A 17,600-nucleotide genomic window follows, 5' to 3' on the forward strand; every position below is an offset into this window, starting at 1 on the left:
TTGACCGATCAACGGAGTCCCCGTGTCGCTGCCACCCCTGGTCGAGCCAGCCTCTGAGCTCACCGTAGACGAGGTCCGCAGGTACTCCCGCCACCTGATCATCCCTGACGTCGGGATGGACGGGCAGAAGCGGCTGAAGAACGCCAAGGTGCTCTGTGTGGGCGCCGGCGGCCTGGGCTCGCCGGCGCTGATGTACCTGGCTGCCGCGGGCGTCGGCACCCTCGGCATCGTGGAGTTCGACGAGGTCGACGAGTCGAACCTGCAGCGCCAGATCATCCACAGCCAGGCCGACATCGGCCGCTCCAAGGCCGAGTCCGCCCGTGACTCCGTCCTCGGCATCAACCCGTACGTGAACGTGATCCTCCACGAAGAGCGGCTCGAGGCCGAGAACGTGATGGACATCTTCAGCCAGTACGACCTGATCGTCGACGGCACGGACAACTTCGCCACCCGCTACCTGGTCAACGACGCCTGCGTGCTGCTGAACAAGCCGTACGTCTGGGGCTCGATCTACCGCTTCGACGGCCAGGCCTCGGTCTTCTGGTCCGAGTACGGTCCCTGCTACCGCTGCCTCTACCCGGAGCCCCCGCCGCCGGGCATGGTCCCCTCCTGCGCCGAGGGCGGCGTCCTGGGCGTGCTGTGCGCGTCCATCGGCTCCATCCAGGTCACCGAGGCCATCAAGGTCCTCACCGGCACCGGTGAGCCCCTCGTCGGCCGTCTGATGATCTACGACGCCCTGGAGATGCAGTACCGCCAGGTCAAGGTCCGCAAGGACCCGAACTGCGCGGTCTGCGGCGAGAACCCGACCGTCACCGAGCTCATCGACTACGAGGCCTTCTGCGGCGTCGTCTCCGAGGAGGCCCAGCAGGCGGCCGCCGGCTCGACGATCACTCCCAAGCAGCTCAAGGAGTGGATCGACGACGGCGAGAACATCGAGATCATCGACGTCCGCGAGCCGAACGAGTACGAGATCGTCTCCATCCCGGGCGCCAAGCTGATCCCGAAGAACGAGTTCCTCCTCGGCACCGCCCTGGAGGGCCTGCCGCAGGACAAGAAGATCGTCCTGCACTGTAAGACGGGTGTCCGCAGTGCGGAGGTCCTCGCGGTTCTGAAGTCCGCGGGCTTCGCGGACGCCGTCCACGTCGGCGGCGGCGTCATCGGCTGGGTCAACCAGATCGAGCCGTCGAAGCCGGTCTACTGAGCACAGGCTCCGCGGTGGGCGGGGGCCTCGGGCACGACAGGTGCCCGGGGCCCCCGCCTTCGTCATGAGCAGACCTTGCCGTCCTTCGGGACCGAGCCGCTCAGCAGATAGGCGTTCACCGTGGAGTCCACGCAGTCGCTCCCGCTGCCGTACGCGCCGTGGCCCTCGCCCTTCCAGGTCAGCTCCACTCCGACGCCCCTGCCCAGCTCGTCGGCCATCCTCCGAGCGCCCTCGTACGGGGTGGCCGGGTCGCCGGTGTTGCCGACCAGCAGGATCGGTGCCGCGCCCGGTGCGCTCACCTCCGGTGTGTCCCACTGCCCCGCCACCGGCCAGTCGTGGCACCAGCCGGCCGAGTCCCAGCCCAGGAAGTCCCCGAAGACGGGCGAGATCTTCTCGAATGCCGCCAGCCGCTTCCTCGTCTCGGCGAGCGTCGGCCGCTCCTTGTCGTCCAGGCACGATATGACCCGTTGGGAGTGCGTGGTCGTGCCGTAGTGCCCCGAGGAGTCCCGCTCGTTGTACTGGTCCGCGAGCGACAGCAGCTCCGAGCCGTCGCCCTCCTCGGCCGCCTTGAGCGCGCTGGTCAGCGTCGGCCAGCTGTCCTGGCTGTACAGCGGCAGCACGATGCCGGTGACCGCGAGGCTCTGGGTCAGCTTCCGCCCGGAGGACGTGGGCAGCGGCGTGGCGTCCAGCCTCTTCAGCAGACCGGCGATCTTCCGGGAACCCTGGTCCGGGTCCTGGCCGGTGGACTTGAGGTAGTCGTCCAGGGCCCGCTGGAAGCCGGCGGCCTGGTTCTTCTCCTGGCCGACCGAGTCGGCCGTCGGGTCCACCACCGCGTCCAGGATGAGCCGCCCCACCTTCTTCGGGAACAGGTGGGCGTAGACGCCGCCGAGTTCGGTGCCGTAGGAGATGCCGAAGTAGTGCATCTTCGTGTCCCCGAGGACCTGACGCATCAGATCCATGTCGCGGGCCGTGTCGGTCGTCGAGACATGCGCGATCAGCGTGCCGGCGGCTTTCTCGCACCCCTTGCCGAAGTCCGCGGCGTCCTGGAAGTACGCCGTCTCCTCCGCGGGGGTGTCCGGCGTCGCGTCGATCGACTCGGCGGACTGGATGTCCTTGTCGCTGCGACAGCGGATCCCCTCACTGGCGCCGACCCCGCGCGGATCCCAGCTCACCAGGTCGTACCGCGCGCGCAGTGCGGAGACGGTGGAGGCGTAGTACGGCATCGTCGAGACGCCGGAGCCGCCCGGACCGCCGAAGTTGAACACCAACGAGCCGATCCGCTTCCCCGAACCCCCGCTCGCCTTCGCCCGGATCAGCGCCAGCCCGATCGTCGCACCGTCCGGCTTCGCCCAGTCCAACGGCACCTTGAGCGTCGCGCACCGCCAGTCGTCGCCGGGTGCGGCGGAGTCGGAAGTGGCCTTGCAGCGGCCCCAGTCGAGCTTCTGGGAGGTGAGGGAAGCGGGCAGGGCGGCAGAGGCGACGGAAGAGGGTGACGGTTGTCCGGACCGTGCCTTCCCCTCATCCCCGCCCTCGCCCGAGGACCCGCCACTGCACCCGGCCACCAGCAGCCCGGCGGCAACAACGGCCGCCCACCGTACACATCGCAACATGCGCGCACACCCCCCACACAGGCTCTCCACGGGTTCGTCGCGGAAAGCGGTCAGGCCATAGTAGGCGGATCGAGCGAATGCCGTTTCAGCCTGTGGATAACCGTCTGACCTGCGGTTCTGCAGAGCCCTGATGGGGGCGCGGGGCTGTTGCGCGCCCCTTACGCACAGACCTTCCCGGCCGCCGGCACCGTCCCCTCCAGCAGATAGCCGTTCACCGCACCCTGCACGCACTTGTTCTTGCTGTCGTACGCCCCGTGGCCCTGCCCCTTGTACGTCAGCTCCACCCCGACGCCCTTCCCCAGCGCCTCCACCATCTTCCTCGCACCCTCGTACGGTGTGGCCGGATCCCCCGTGTTGCCCACGACCAGGATCGGCGCCGACCCGGGCGCGCTGACGTCGGGATGGTCGGCGGCGCCCGGCACCGCCCAGTTCGTGCAGCTGACCATGCCCCAGGCGAGGTAGTCGCCGAACAGCGGGGAGGCGGCGCGGAACTCGGGCAGTCGCTGCTGGACGAAGTCGGCGGTGTAGCGCGGTTTCTGGTCGGCGCAGTTGATGGCGATGTTCGCCGCGGTGATGTTGCTGTACTCGCCGTTCTGGTTGCGGCCGTTCATCGAGTCGGACAGCAGCATCAGGATCTTCCCGTCGCCGTCGTACGCCTCCTCCAGGCCCTCGGTGAGGTACTCCCAGAAGTCCTTGGAGTACAGGGACTGGGCGATGCCGTTGGTAGCGGCGGTCTGGGTCAGCTGGCGGGGGAGGATGCCGGGGATCGGTTTGCCGTCCAGGTTCGTCAGGAGCTTGGCGATACGGTCCTTCACGTCCTGCGGGGTGTCGCCGATCGGGCACTCCGTCGTCTTCGAGGTGCAGTCCTCGGCGAAGTTGTCGAGTGCGAGCTGGAAGCCCTTGGCCTGGCCCAGCGAGCTCTGCTCGGGGTTCTGGGTGGGGTCGACCACGGCGTCGAAGACGGCCCGGCCCACGTTCTTCGGGAACAGGTGGGCGTAGACGCCGCCGAGTTCGGTGCCGTAGGAGATGCCGAAGTAGTGCAGCTGCCTGTCGCCGAGGACCTGGCGCATCAGGTCGATGTCGCGGGCGGCGTCGGTGGTGGGTACGTGCGGCAGGATCGTCCTGGAGTTCTTCTCGCAGGCGGCGTTGAACTGCTTGGTGCGGTTGATCAGTGCGGTTCGCTCGGCGTCGGTGTCCGGTGTCGCGTCCTGCTGGAAGTAGTCGTCGAGCTGGGCGTCGCTCAGGCACTCGACGGGGTCGCTGCGGCCGACTCCGCGCGGGTCGAAGCTGACGAGGTCGTAACGGGTGCGCAGGGCCGCGTAGTCCTCGCCGAACGCGGGGAGTGTGGTGACGCCGCTGCCGCCGGGCCCGCCGAAGTTGAAGATCAGGGAGCCGATCCGTCTGCTCGGATCGCCGCTGGCCTTGGCGCGGATCAGCGCGAGACCGATGGTGGGGCCCTTCGGGTTCGCCCAGTCGAGGGGCGCCTTCATGGTGGCGCACTGCCAGGTGCCGCCACCGGGCAGGGGCGACGGGGAGTCACCGCCGCCCTCGGCCTCGTCGGGCGCCGGACAGCTCTTCCAGTTCAGTGTCTGGGCCGTCAGATCCCCGTCCTTGGAACCGTCGCTGCACCCGGTCAGCAGGGAGGACAGCACCAGGGCAGTGGTCATGGCGGCGCGGATCCGGAAGGGGTTCGGCATGCTCCCATCCTGGGGTCGCCCACGGCCACGCGCGCGGGGCACGAGCCGTACGAGGTACGCCCCTAGAGCGCGCCCTTGCGCGTGAGGTGGTTGAAGGCCAGCCAGCCCGGCAGGACCGGCAGCCACAGCGTGAGCAGCCGGTACAGCAGCACGGCGGGTGCCGCGACCTCCTTGGGGAGGCCCACGGCGATCAGGCCGACCGTCAGGGTCGCCTCGACCGCACCGACACCGCCCGGGGTGGGCGCCGCGGAGCCGAGCGCGTTTCCGGCGAGGAAGACGACGGCGACGCTGGCGATGCTGAGCGAGGTCGACTGGTCGCCGAACGCGCGGATGGAGGCGTCCAGGCACATCACGAAGCAGGCGGTCAGCAGCAGCATGCCGCCGATACCGGTGACGAGCTTCTGCGGCCGCTGGAGCACGTCCAGCATGCGCGGCACGACACCCGCGAAAAGCGACCGCACGCGTGTGGAGACGAATTTCCGCAGGAACGGCACCGAGGTCACCACGAGGACCAGCACGGCGACGGTCAGCAGGCCCGCGATGACGGTGCGGGACGGGGACAGCGAAGGCGTCTTCTCGGTGCCGGTGAGATAGCCGAAGGACAGCAGCATCAGGATGTGGCAGCCGAGCCCGAACAGCTGCGAGGCGCCTACGCTGGCCACCGCGAGACCGGGGCGCACTCTGGCGCGCTGCAGGAAGCGCGTGTTGAGGGCGACACCGCCGACGGCAGCCGGTGCCACGATCTTCACGAAGGAGCCGGCGACCTGCGCCGCCACCGTCCGCACGAACGGCACCCGCTCCGGCACGAACCCGAGCAGAGCCATCGCGGCCGCGACGTAGCTGAGCGCCGAGAACGCCACCGCGGCGAGCACCCAGCCCCACTGGGCCTGCGCGAACAGGGTGCCGAACTCGATGTGGGTGAGCTGCGTGAGCAGGTAGTACGCGCCGATCGCCCCGGCCATGAAGCTGAGCAGCGTGCGTGGCCGCACCCGCTCCAGACGGGCCGGTTCGACGGGTGCCTGCGGTCTGATCCGCAGCACCTGGTGCCGGATCTGGGTGAGCAGGTCCTCCTCGCGGGCCTCTTCCAGCGCTTCGTCCAGGGCCCGCTTCTCGGCCCGCTGCTCGGCCCGCACCGTCTTCTTGTCGGGTTTCTCGGCCTCCTCCGCGCGGGCCTGCTTGACCTGCCGGGACGCCTCCAGGACCGCGTCGCGCTCGCGCTCGGCGCGTTCTCTGGCCAGTCTTCGCAGCGTCGCGCGCGTGGAGCGGGTGAGCGCGATCGGCTGGAGCATCGGCAGACAGTCGGCGACGGCGTCGGGACCGAGGACACCGACCGCCGAGGCCACCGCCCGTTCGGCACCCACCCGCAGGCCGAGCGTGGTGACCAGCTGGGCGACGTCCATGCGCAGCAGCAGCTCGCCGGCCGCGATCTCGCCGCCGCGCAGGTCGGTGAGGATCACCTTGCCGGAACGATCCACCACGATGGCGTCACCCGCCAGCCTGCGGTGCGCGATCCGGCGTGACTGCAGCGCCTGCACCTGGTGCCAGGTGCTGCGCAGCAGTTCGTCGGTGATCTCCTCGGCGGCCAGCGAGTCGAGCGTACGGCCGCCGGTGTGCTCGTAGACGAGCATCACCGCGTCGGGGCCCAGCTCGGAGGTGGCGATCAGCTTGGGCGCGTTGGCGCCGGCCGCGATCGCCGCGTACGCCAGCAGCGCCTCCTGTTCCAGGGCCTGGCGCAGCGACTGGAGGCTGGAGCGGGTGGCGAAGCCGCGCAGGGTCAGGTTGCGCCACGCACGGTAGAAGAAGCCCTGGGCCTGCTGTTCCCGGTCGACGACCGTCACGTCCAGTGGCGGGCCGTCCTCAAGGGTGACGAAGTAGCGCCGGCCCCGGTCGCCGTTCTCGGAGTCCAGGACCTCCTCGCGGGCCGCGCCGACCGGGTGGAAGCCGACGTGCCGCAGGCCCGCCAGCAGGGTCCGCCCGGTGGGGCGGACGTTCGGCGAGCCGACCGCGTACAGCGTGCCGTAGGCGACGGTCCAGCCGATCAGCACGGTGAGGATGATCGAGAACGGCGTCGTGTAGCCGGTGACCAGCATGGAGAACGCGTCGAGCATCAGCACGATCCACAGCACCGAGCGCCATCTGGGCCGCCGTGACATGCCGACGGCGGTCATATAGGCGATGACGGGCGCGAGATAGCCGTGCACCGGGTCGGTGAGGGCGTGGATGTCACCGGGGGAGGGCTGGGTGAGCGCCTCCTGGATCGAGCCCGGGGCGGCCCGGGCCACCCACAGGTCCGTGGCGAGGGTCACGCCGTGTGCGAGGACGGCGGCGAGCACGCCGTCGGCGATCCGCAGCCCGTCCCGCTTGATCAGCCGCTCGATGGCGAACGCGACCGGCACCAGCAGGATCGCGATGCTGGAGGCCAGCCCCGCGAACCTGATGAGCAGGTCGGGTGCCTGCCCTGTGCCCTTGTTGATGTCCTGTTCCAGCCCCGAGGTGGTGCCGTGCGCGAACGCGGCGATCCCGAGCAGCACGGCGATGGCGAGCACGCCGACCAGGAGCCGCATGAGGTCGGACGGACGGTGCACGCGCGCGGGGAGCAGCGGTTCGTCGCCCTCCACCTCGTCGGTGTGCATCTCGTCGTCCGGCACGTGTTCCGCCTCGGAGACGTCGGATCCGGCGGCGGTGTCCGGCTCCACGGAGCCGGGGGGCGTGTCGTCCGGGCGTGCGGCGGCGTCAGAGGTGCCCGCCGCGCCGTCGGGGTGCACGCCCTGCTGCTTGGTCGTCTCTTCTTGATCTCGTATCACCAGTCACCGCCCGCACGATGGTGGCATGCTCCACCGACACACGAGGGCATCAGGGTGCAGAATGCGGGGGCGCACAGTCTGCCCGAAGCGCCGCCCGAGGGCGAGACGGAGGCCTGACGCGCACCGCGCCGGTTGTCGGTGGGGTGCGGCAGGATGGGGCGAATGAGCGAGCAGAGCCTTCCCGAGGACATCCGGGAGGGGTACCCGGACGAACTGCCCGAGTACGCCGAGCGGGTCCTGGAGGTCGCGGAGCGGATCCCGCCCGGACGTGTGATGACGTACGGCGACGTCGCGGAGTGGCTTGAGCAGGGAGGGCCGCGCCAGGTCGGGCGTGTGATGTCCCTCTACGGCGGTGCCGTCCCGTGGTGGCGTGTGGTGCGCTCCGACGGGGTGCTGCTCCCGGGGCACGAACTGGGTGCCCTGGACCACTACCGCGCCGAGGGCACCCCGCTGAAGGAGGCGAGCAGGGCCGCGGAGGGCCATCTGCCGCGGCTCGACATGAAGCGGGCGCGGTGGGACGGCGGCGCGGACACGGAGGCTCACACCTGACAGCTTCCGCCATCGGAGGCCCCCGAGGGGAACCCATGGCCCGTACGAGGGACACACGGGACGTCCGTGGCATGACGTACGTTCGTGAGATGCGGGGCGCGTGTGCCACGAGTGCCGCCCGAGGCGGACGGGAACAAGCGGAAGCTCTGCTTCCGCCCGGTTCGTCGGCGTAGCGTCGGCTGCACGTGTCCCGCTCACCCCGCGGCCACCGCTGCGCACGCGCGACCGCGAGTCAACCAGCACACCCACCAGGACCGGCGAACCACGTGAGCTCCTCTTCCTCCACCAGGCGCCTGTCGCACCTCCAGGTGCGACAGGGGAGCCGTGGCGCTTACCGACTGGTCCGTACCCCGCCGGCCGATGCGGATCCCCCTCGTCTTGACGCCGCACAGCGCGCCGTGGTTGACCACGGGCCGGGGCCGCTGCTCGTCCTCGCGGGTCCGGGCACCGGGAAGACCACCACCCTGGTCGAGTCCGTGGCCGCGCGGATCGCCCGGGGCGGGGACCCCGAGCGGATCCTGGTGCTGACGTTCAGCCGCAAGGCCGCCGTCGAACTCCGCGACCGTATGGCCCTGCGCGTGGGGGCGGCCCGCGCGCCCCGGGCGACCACCTTCCACTCGTACTGCTACGCCCTGGTCCGTGCCCACCAGGACAGCGGCCTGTTCGCGGACCCGCTGCGGCTGCTGTCCGGCCCCGAGCAGGACGTCGCCGTCCGTGACCTGCTGGCCGGCCAGCCCGACCTGGAGCGGCTCGGGCTGAACCATGTGCGCTGGCCGGACGAACTGCGCGCCTGCCTGACCACCCGGGGCTTCGCCGACGAGGTCCGCGCGGTCCTCGCCCGCAGCCGCGAACTGGGCCTTGACCCGGCCGCCCTGGACGCCTTCGCCCGCCGTATCGGCCGCCCCGACTGGCGGGCCGCGGCCGCGTTCCTCGCCGAGTACCTCGACGTCCTCGACCTCCAGGGCGTCCTCGACTACGCCGAACTCGTCCACCGTGCGGTGCTGCTCGCCCAGCGTCCCGAGGTCGCCCTGGACCTCGCCGGCCGCTACGACGCCGTCTACGTCGACGAGTACCAGGACACCGACCCGGCCCAGGTGCGCCTGCTGCACGCCCTGGCCGGCGGCGGCCGCACCCTGGTCGCGTTCGGCGACCCGGACCAGTCGATCTACACGTTCAGGGGCGCCGACGTGAACGGCATCCTGGAGTTCCCGTCGGCCTTCGCACGCGTGGACGGCCGTCCCGCCCCGGTGGAGGTGCTGCGCACGTCCCGCCGGGCCGGCGCCGGCCTGCTGGCCGCGACCCGCCTGCTCACCCGGCGGATGCCGCTGACCCGGCTGCCCGCCGACAAGGTGCGCGCCCACCGGGAACTGACCGCGGCACGGGACGGGGGCGGCGTCGAGGTCTACACGTACCCGACGTCCGGCACCGAGCTCGACAACATCGCCGACATCCTGCGGCGCGCGCACCTGGAGGACGGCGTCCGCTGGAGCGACATGGCCGTCCTGGTGCGTGCCGGGTCACACACCATCCCGGCCGTCCGCCGCGCCCTCACCGCGGCCGGCGTACCCCTGGACATCGACGGCGACGACCTGCCGCTGCGCCATGAACCGGCGGTGGCACCCCTGCTGACGGCGCTCCGGGCGGTGGCGGAGGCGGAAGCCGCGCAGGATCCGGCAGAGGGTGCCTGCCTGCTCGACACCGAGACCGCCCTCACCCTGCTCACCTCCCCGCTCGCCGGCATGGACGCGGCCGACCTGCGCCGCCTCGGCCGCGCCCTGCGCGACGAGGAGCGCGCGGCCGGAAACGCGCTCCCGCCGCCCTCGGACGAACTGCTCGCGCGGGCGCTCGCCGAGCCCGAGCGCCTGGCCGTCCACGACCCCGGCTACGCGCGCGGGGCCCAGCGGCTCGGCGCGCTGCTCAGGAAGGCCAGGGAGCGCCTGGCGGGCGGCGGTACGGCGGAGGAGGCGCTGTGGGACCTGTGGAACGGCACACCCTGGCCCTCACGCCTGGAGCGCACCGCCCGGCGCGGCGGCGCGGCCGGCCGCAACGCCGACCGCGACCTGGACGCCGTGTGCGCGCTGTTCGCCACCGCCGCCCGCGCGGAGGAGCGCGGCGGCGGCCGGGGCGCTCTGAACTTCCTGGCGGAGATCGAGGCCGAGGACATCGCCGCCGACACCCTCGCCGGCCGCGCGGTACGCCCGGACGCCGTGCGCCTGATGACCGCGCACCGTGCCAAGGGCCTGGAGTGGCGTCTGGTCGTCGTCGCCGGCGTCCAGGAGGGACTCTGGCCCGACCTGCGCCGCCGCGGCTCACTCCTGGAGGCCGACCGCATCGGCCGCGACGGACTCGCCGAACCGCTCACCCCGGGCGCGCTCCTCGCCGAGGAACGCCGCCTGTTCTACGTCGCCGCCACGCGCGCGCGTGAACGCCTCGTCGTCACCGCGGTGAAGGCGCCCGCGGACGACGGTGACCAGCCCTCCCGCTTCCTCACCGAGCTGGGCGTCGAGCCCCAGGACATCACCGGACGTCCCCGCCGACCGCTCTCCGTGGCCGCCCTGGTCGCCGAGCTGCGCGCGACCACGGTCGACCCGCGCGCGTCCGACGTCCTCCGGGAGGCGGCCGCCCGTCGCCTGGCCCGGCTGGCCGCGCTCGCCGACGAGGACGGCCGCCCCCTGGTGCCGTCCGCCCACCCCTACCGCTGGTGGGGCATGTTCGAACCGACCGAGAGCAAGGTGCCGCTGCGCGACCGCGACCAGCCCGTCGTGCTCTCCGGCAGCGCCCTCGACCAGCTCGCCAACACCTGCAGCCTGCAGTGGTTCCTGGGCCGCGAGGTGAAGGCCGACGCCCCCGCCACCACCGCCCAGGGCTTCGGCAACGTCGTGCACGTCCTCGCCGACGAGGTCGCCTCCGGACGCACCCCCGCCGACCTCGCCGTCCTCATGGAGCGCCTGGAGTCGGTGTGGAACGCGCTCGCCTTCGACGCCCCCTGGAAGTCGGCGCAGGAGAAGGACAACGCGCGCGTGGCGCTCGAACGCTTCCTGAAGTGGCACGTCCTGGACCGCACCGAACGCACGCCCGTGGCCAGCGAGCAGGACTTCGACGTCACCCTCGGAGCGGGCGACTACGAGGTGCGCATCCGCGGCCAGATGGACCGCGTCGAGACGGACGGCGAGGGCCGCGCCTACGTCGTCGACTTCAAGACCGGCAAGCAGGCTCCCAGCGCGGCCGAGGTGGCCCGCCACCCGCAGCTCGCCGTCTACCAGCTCGCCGTCCGCGAGGGCGCCGTCGACGAGGCCTTCGACGGCGCACGCCCCGAGCCCGGCGGCGCCGAACTGGTCCACCTCAGACAGGGCGCGGCCCAGCGCGACGGCGGCGAGACCCTGCCCAAGGTGCAGGCACAGGAGCCGCTGGAGGGGGAGTGGGTCGGTGACCTGCTGGCCACCGCCGCCGGAAAGGTCCTCGACGAACGCTTCACCCCGACCACCGGCCAGCACTGCACGCACTGCGCTTTCCGCGCCTCGTGCAGTGCGCGGCCCGAGGGGCGGCACGTGGTGGAGTGAGCGCCGTCTCCCGATTGGCCGTGTCCCGATTGTCAGTGCCCGCCGCTAGCCTCTTTCCTCATGTCCGCCCTCATCACCGACCCCGAGCAGCTCAAGGAGCTCCTCGGCATCCCGTTCACCCCGGAGCAGACGGCCTGCATCACCGCGCCGCCCGCCCCGCAGGTGATCGTGGCCGGAGCCGGGTCGGGCAAGACGACGGTGATGGCGGCGCGCGTGGTCTGGCTGGTCGGCACCGGACAGGTCGCCCCGGAACAGGTCCTGGGCCTCACCTTCACCAACAAGGCGGCCGGTGAGCTCGCCGAGCGCGTCCGCAAGGCGCTCGTCAAAGCGGGCGTCACCGACCCCGACGCCATCGACCCGGACAACCCGCCCGGCGAACCGGTCATCTCGACGTACCACGCCTTCGCGGGTCGGCTGCTGACCGACCACGGTCTGCGCATCGGCCTGGAGCCGACCTCCCGGCTGCTCGCCGACGCCACCCGCTACCAGCTCGCCGCACGCGTGCTGCGCGAGGCGCCCGGCCCCTACCCGGCCCTGACCCGCTCCTTCGCCGACCTGGTCAGCGACCTGCTCACCCTGGACTCCGAGCTCGCCGAGCACCTCGTACGCCCCGAGGACCTGCGCACCTGGGACGCCGGGCTGCTGAACACCCTGGCGGGCGCCAAGCTGAGCAACGCCGACCTGCGCAAGGTGCCCGAGACCGCGGCCGCACGCCGCGAACTGGCCGGGCTCGTCCTGCGCTACCGGGCCGCCAAACGAGAACGTGACCTGCTCGACTTCGGCGACCAGATCGCGCTGTCCGCGTCGCTGGCCGGCATCCCCGAGGTGGGCCGGCTGCTGCGCGACGAGTTCCGCGTCGTACTCCTCGACGAGTACCAGGACACCTCGGTCGCCCAGCGGGTACTTCTGGCGGGCCTGTTCGGCGGTGGCACCGGCCACCCCGTGACCGCGGTCGGCGACCCCTGCCAGGCCATCTACGGCTGGCGCGGCGCCTCCGTCGCCAACCTCGACGACTTCCCCGAGCACTTCGCACACGCCGACGGCAGCCCCGCCACCCGCCGGGCGCTCAGCGAGAACCGCCGCAGCGGCGGCCGCCTCCTCGACCTCGCCAACGGCCTCGCCGAGCCGCTGCGCGCCATGCACGCGGGCGTGGAGGCCCTGCGCCCCGCCCCGGGTGCCGAGCGGGACGGCACGGTCCGCTGCGCCCTGCTGCACACCCACGCCGAGGAGATGGACTGGATCGCCGACTCCGTCGCCCACCTCGTCCGCACCGGCACCGCGCCCGGCGAGATCGCGGTCCTGTGCCGTACGGCGACCGACTTCGCCGAGATCCAGGGCGCCCTCGTCGCCCGCGACGTCCCCGTCGAGGTGGTCGGCCTCTCCGGACTGCTGCACCTTCCCGAGGTGGCCGACCTCGTCGCCGTCTGCGAGGTGCTCCAGGACCCCGGGGCCAACGCCTCCCTGGTCCGGCTGCTGACCGGCCCGCGCTGGCGCATCGGCCCCCGCGACCTCGCCCTCCTCGGCCGCCGCGCCCGGCTGCTCGTGACGCACGCGCGCGTGGGCGACGCCGACGACCCGGACCGCCGGCTCGCCGAGGCCGTCCAGGGCGTCGACCCCGCCGAGGTGATATCGCTCGCGGACGCCCTGGACACGTTCCTGGAGCTGCCGCTCGGCACCGAGCAGTCCGGGCAGCAGGACGACGGACTGCCGTTCTCGCCGGACGCGCGCGTGCGTTTCGCCCGCCTCGCCACCGAACTGCGCGAACTGCGCCGCGCCCTGTCCGACCCGCTGATGGACGTCCTGTACCGCGTCCTCGCGGTCACCGGCCTGGAAGTGGAACTGTCCGCGTCCCCGCACGCGCTGGCCGCCCGCCGCCGTGAGACGCTCTCCAACTTCCTGGACGTCGCCGCCTCCTTCGCGGCCGGCGACCAGGAGGCCACCCTGCTCGCCTTCCTCGGCTTCCTGCGCACCGCCGCCCAGTACGAGAAGGGCCTCGACAACGCCCTGCCCGGCGGCGAGAACACCGTCAAAGTGCTCACCGCTCACAAGTCCAAGGGCCTGGAGTGGGACGTCGTCGCCGTCCCCGGACTCGTCAAGGGCACCTTCCCGAGCAGCCAGGGGCGCGAGAAGTGGACCGCCCAGGCGAAGGTGCTCCCGCACGCCCTGCGCGGCGACCGCGAGACCCTGCCCGACGTGGAGGCCTGGGACTCGCGGGGCATGAAGGCCTTCCACGAGGCGATGAAGGAGCACCAGCACACCGAGGAACTCCGCCTCGGCTACGTCACCTTCACCCGCCCCCGCTCCCTCCTCCTCGGCTCCGGCCACTGGTGGGGCCCCAACCAGAAGAAACCACGCGGCCCTTCCGACTTCCTCCAGGACCTGTACGACCACTGCGCCGCCGGACACGGCGAGATCGAGGTCTGGGCCGACGAACCGGCGGAGGACGAGGAGAACCCGGCCCTGCACACGGCGAGCGCCGACCAGGTGTGGCCGCTGCCCCTGGACGAGGCCGCCCTGGCGCGCCGCCGCGCGGCCGCCGAGACCGTCCTCGCCCACCTGGACGCCCTCACGGCCGGGGCGGACGGTCATCCGACGGCCGGGCACGACCCGGGCGGCCACGAGGACCCCGACTGGCCCCCGCCGCCCGAGGACGAGGAGACCGACCCCTACGAGGGCGACTTCCCGGACGGGGACTCGGCCGACTGGGACTCGGCCGAATGGGATTCCTGGAGCACCGACCGCCCCACGGTCCCGCACCAGGCCGCGCCCGCCGAGCGCACGCCCCCGCGTGCGCGGGAGCGGGCAGACGCCCCGGCCCCGGCTCCGGGACACGAACGTGCCCCGCAGCCCGAGCACGCGCGCCCCCCGCAGCCCCGGCACGCGCGCATGCCGGACTCCGAGCGTGCCCCCGTCACCCCGGCGGAAGCCCGGGTCACCCCCGAGGAGGCCCGCGTCATCGCCTCCTGGGACCGTGACCTCGATGCCCTCACCGGCGAGCTCCTGCGCGCCCGGCAGGCCGTCACCGACGTGCCCCTGCCGGCGACGCTCTCCGCCACCCAGCTGATGCGGCTGGCCGAGGACCCGGACGGGCTCGCGCAGGAACTCGCGCGCCCCATGCCGCGCCCTCCACAACCGGCCGCACGCCGGGGCACCCGATTCCACGCCTGGGTCGAGGCGCGCTTCGAGGAGCTCACGCTGCCCATGCTGGAGCCCGACGAGCTCCCCGGCAGTGACGCCGAGATCGCCGACGAACGCGACCTCGAAGCCCTCAAGGAGGCCTTCGAACGCACCGAGTACGCCCACCGCACGCCCTATCGCGTGGAGGCCCCCTTCCAGCTCGCCCTCGCGGGCCGGGTCGTCAGGGGCCGTATCGACGCCGTCTACAGGACCGGGCACGGCGACGAGGTGAGGTACGAGATCGTCGACTGGAAGACGAGCCGCACCCGTCTCGCCGACCCGCTCCAGCTGGCGATCTACCGGATCGGCTGGGCCGAGCAGCAGGGCGTGCCACCCGAGTCGGTCACGGTCGCGTTCGTGCACGTACGCACCGGCGAGATCGAGCGCCCCGAAGGGCTGCCCGACCGGGCGGCCCTGGAAAAGCTGATCGTCGGACAAGCGGAGTGTGACGAACCGCCCGCCGAGGATGTCGGCGCGGGCCGATAGGCTCGTGACCATGAGCCAGACCCCGGACAGCGCCGTCCGTACGTACATCGGGCAGCATCGCGCCGCCTTCCTCGACGACCTCGCCGAATGGCTGCGCATCCCCTCCGTGTCGGCCCAGCCCGACCACGCCCCCGATGTACGCCGCAGCGCCGACTGGCTCGCCGCCAAGCTGACGGAGACCGGCTTCCCGACCGCCGAGGTCTGGGAGACACCGGGCGCCCCGGCCGTCTTCGCCGAGTGGCCCGCGGGCGACCCCGAGGCGCCCACGGTCCTGGTCTACGGCCATCACGACGTGCAGCCCGCCGCCCGCGAGGACGGCTGGGACAGCGAGCCCTTCGAGCCCGTCGTCCGGGAGAACCGCCTCTACGCGCGCGGGGCGGCCGACGACAAGGGCCAGGTGTTCTTCCACACACTCGGCGTCCGCGCCCACCTCGCCGCCACCGGCCGCACCGCCCCCGCGGTCAACCTGAAGCTGCTGATCGAGGGCGAGGAGGAGTCCGGTTCCCCGCACTTCCGGGCGCTGGTCGAGCAGCACGCGGACCGGCTCGCCGCCGACGCCGTGATCGTCTCCGACACCGGCATGTGGTCCAAGGACACCCCCACGGTGTGCACCGGCATGCGCGGGCTCGCCGAGTGCGAGATCGTCCTGCACGGCCCCGACCAGGACATCCACTCCGGCGCCTTCGGCGGCGCCGTCCCCAACCCCGCGACTGTCGCCGCCCGCCTGGTCGCCGCCCTGCACGACGAGCACGCGCGCGTCGCGATCCCCGGCTTCTACGACGGCATCGTCGAACTCGGCGACCGCGAGCGGCGGCTCTGGGCCGAGCTGCCCTTCGACGAGGCGGGCTGGCTGCGCGAAGCACACTCGTACGCCACCGAGGGCGAGGCCGGGCACACCACCCTGGAGCGCATCTGGGCCCGCCCCACCGCCGAGGTCAACGGCATCGGCGGCGGCTACCAGGGCCCCGGCAGCAAGACGATCATCCCGTCCTCGGCGCTGCTGAAGCTCTCGTTCCGGCTGGTCGCCGGACAGGACCCCGAGCACATCGAGAAGATCGTCCGCGCCTGGGCCGCCGAGCGGATCCCCGCCGGGATCCGCGCCGAGATCACCTTCCTGCCGGCCACCCGCCCGTGCCTGACCCCGCTCGACCACCCCGGCCTCCAGTCGCTGGCCCGCGCCATGGGCCGGGCCTTCGAAGGGCCCGTCCGGTTCACCCGTTCGGGTGGCTCGGGGCCCGCCGCGGACCTCCAGGACGTCCTCGGCGCACCGGTCCTCTTCCTGGGCATCTCCGTCCCCTCCGACGGCTGGCACGCCCCCAACGAGAAGGTCGAGCTGGACCTCCTCCTCAAGGGCGTCGAGACCAGCGCCTACCTGTGGAGCGACTTCGCCGAGAACTGGCGCCATGCACCCTGAGCCACCGGCGTCGTCCGGAGCGGCACCGCGCGCGGGGCACACTGGAAGGGCCGCCCCGCCCGCCCCGCCGCCCGACCCGGTCTCCTCCCGCCCTTCGTCCCGCTGAACCGCCCGCTGAAACAACCGTTGCACTGGGGGAGTTGGAAGCACCCGTGACCACCTGGACCGACCACACCGCAGACCGACCCATCTCGCTCACCGCCCCGAGCGGCATCGACCGCGCCGCGCACCACCGCCTCGACGAGGCCTGGCTCGCGGCGGCGTGGAGCCACCCCGACACCCGCTGCTTCGTGGTCTCCGGCGGCCAGGTCCTCATCGACGAGACGCCCGACGGCCGGACCGAACTCGTGATGACCCCCTCCTTCGAGGCCCCCCTCACCGAGGCACACCGCTACTTCCTGGGCACCGACGAGGAGGGCGTCAGCTACTTCGCGCTCCAGAAGGACGCCCTGCCCGGCCGGATCGACCAGTCCGCGCGGCCCGCGGGCCTGCGCGAGGCCGGGCTGCTGCTGTCACCTCGTGACGTCGGCCTGATGGTGCACGCGGTCGGCCTGGAGAACTGGCAGCGCACCCACCGCTTCTGCTCCCGCTGCGGCGAGCGCACGGTCATCGCCGCCGCCGGCCACATCCGCCGCTGCCCCGCCTGCGGCGCCGAGCACTACCCACGCACCGACCCCGCCGTGATCATGGCGGTCACCGACGAGGACGACCGCATCCTGCTCGGCCGCCAGGTCCACTGGCCCGAGGGCCGCTTTTCCACGCTCGCCGGCTTCGTCGAGCCCGGGGAGTCCATCGAGCAGGCGGTGCGCCGTGAGGTCTTCGAGGAGGCCGGGATCACCGTCGGCCCGGTCGAGTACGTCGCCAGCCAGCCCTGGCCGTTCCCGTCCAGCCTCATGCTCGGTTTCATGGCCCGCGCGACCTCGACCGAGGTCGATGTCGACGGCGACGAGATCCACGAGGCCCGCTGGTTCTCCCGCGACGAACTGGGCGCCGCCTTCGACTCGGGTGACGTCCTGCCGCCGTACGGCATCTCCATCGCGGCCCGCCTGATCGAGATGTGGTACGGCAAGCCACTGCCCACGAGGAGCTTCGTCTGAGGCTT

At 72.3% G+C, this 17,600-nt stretch carries 9 protein-coding genes; 6 read left to right on the forward strand and 3 right to left on the reverse strand.

Annotation, left to right across the window (positions count from 1 at the left end; all coding sequences use genetic code 11):
• Positions 1-22: 22 nt before the first annotated feature.
• The gene (gene moeZ / locus ACIRR9_RS02960; RefSeq protein ID WP_123974302.1) at positions 23-1,201 is read left to right on the forward strand and encodes an adenylyltransferase/sulfurtransferase MoeZ; all 1,179 of its coding nucleotides are present in this window, start codon (positions 23-25) and stop codon (positions 1,199-1,201) included.
• 62 nt (positions 1,202-1,263) lie between these two features.
• On the opposite strand, the gene ACIRR9_RS02965 is transcribed toward moeZ, so the two are convergent.
• From ACIRR9_RS02965 to ACIRR9_RS02975, 3 genes are all read right to left on the reverse strand, one after another.
• Positions 1,264-2,811, reverse strand: coding sequence for an alpha/beta hydrolase (locus ACIRR9_RS02965; RefSeq protein ID WP_403746913.1), 1,548 nt, complete (start codon positions 2,809-2,811; stop codon positions 1,264-1,266).
• Between the two features lie 158 nt (positions 2,812-2,969).
• Positions 2,970-4,508 carry an alpha/beta hydrolase gene (locus ACIRR9_RS02970; protein ID WP_403746915.1) on the reverse strand — a complete coding sequence of 513 codons (1,539 nt, stop codon included), beginning with the start codon at positions 4,506-4,508 and terminating at the stop codon, positions 2,970-2,972.
• Positions 4,509-4,570: 62 nt separating this feature from the next.
• Complete coding sequence (locus ACIRR9_RS02975; protein ID WP_403746917.1) at positions 4,571-7,312, reverse strand: lysylphosphatidylglycerol synthase domain-containing protein; 2,742 nt, start codon at positions 7,310-7,312, stop codon at positions 4,571-4,573.
• A 162-nt stretch (positions 7,313-7,474) separates the two neighbouring features.
• Here ACIRR9_RS02975 and ACIRR9_RS02980 point away from each other — a divergent pair, with 162 nt between their 5' ends.
• From ACIRR9_RS02980 to nudC, 5 genes are all read left to right on the forward strand, one after another.
• On the forward strand, positions 7,475-7,861 hold the full coding sequence (locus tag ACIRR9_RS02980) for an MGMT family protein (RefSeq protein ID WP_403746918.1): 387 nt from the start codon (positions 7,475-7,477) through the stop codon (positions 7,859-7,861).
• A 266-nt stretch (positions 7,862-8,127) separates the two neighbouring features.
• Positions 8,128-11,421, forward strand: a complete 3,294-nt coding sequence (locus ACIRR9_RS02985; protein ID WP_403746920.1) for an ATP-dependent helicase — start codon at positions 8,128-8,130, stop codon at positions 11,419-11,421.
• Positions 11,422-11,481: 60 nt separating this feature from the next.
• Entirely contained in the window at positions 11,482-15,084 is a 3,603-nt protein-coding gene (locus ACIRR9_RS02990; protein WP_403746922.1) for a UvrD-helicase domain-containing protein, read from the forward strand.
• A gap of 10 nt (positions 15,085-15,094) precedes the next feature.
• Positions 15,095-16,498, forward strand: a complete 1,404-nt coding sequence (locus ACIRR9_RS02995; RefSeq protein WP_403746924.1) for a dipeptidase — start codon at positions 15,095-15,097, stop codon at positions 16,496-16,498.
• Between the two features lie 152 nt (positions 16,499-16,650).
• Positions 16,651-17,595, forward strand: coding sequence for an NAD(+) diphosphatase (gene nudC / locus ACIRR9_RS03000; protein WP_403746925.1), 945 nt, complete (start codon positions 16,651-16,653; stop codon positions 17,593-17,595).
• The last annotated feature ends 5 nt before the right edge of the window (positions 17,596-17,600 follow it).

The sequence above is a fragment of the Streptomyces sp. NPDC101234 genome (assembly GCF_044767525.1).
GTDB classification, from domain to species: Bacteria; Actinomycetota; Actinomycetes; order Streptomycetales; family Streptomycetaceae; genus Streptomyces; species Streptomyces sasae.

What these genes read in the sequence shown, in the direction of transcription:
- ACIRR9_RS02965 (WP_403746913.1), bottom strand. Translation starts at nt 2,811, where the DNA reads ATGTTGCGATGTGTACGGTGGGCGGCCGTTGTTGCCGCCGGGCTGCTG.
- ACIRR9_RS02970 (WP_403746915.1), bottom strand. Translation starts at nt 4,508, where the DNA reads ATGCCGAACCCCTTCCGGATCCGCGCCGCCATGACCACTGCCCTGGTG.
- ACIRR9_RS02980 (WP_403746918.1), top strand. Translation starts at nt 7,475, where the DNA reads ATGAGCGAGCAGAGCCTTCCCGAGGACATCCGGGAGGGGTACCCGGAC.
- ACIRR9_RS02990 (WP_403746922.1), top strand. Translation starts at nt 11,482, where the DNA reads ATGTCCGCCCTCATCACCGACCCCGAGCAGCTCAAGGAGCTCCTCGGC.
- ACIRR9_RS02995 (WP_403746924.1), top strand. Translation starts at nt 15,095, where the DNA reads ATGAGCCAGACCCCGGACAGCGCCGTCCGTACGTACATCGGGCAGCAT.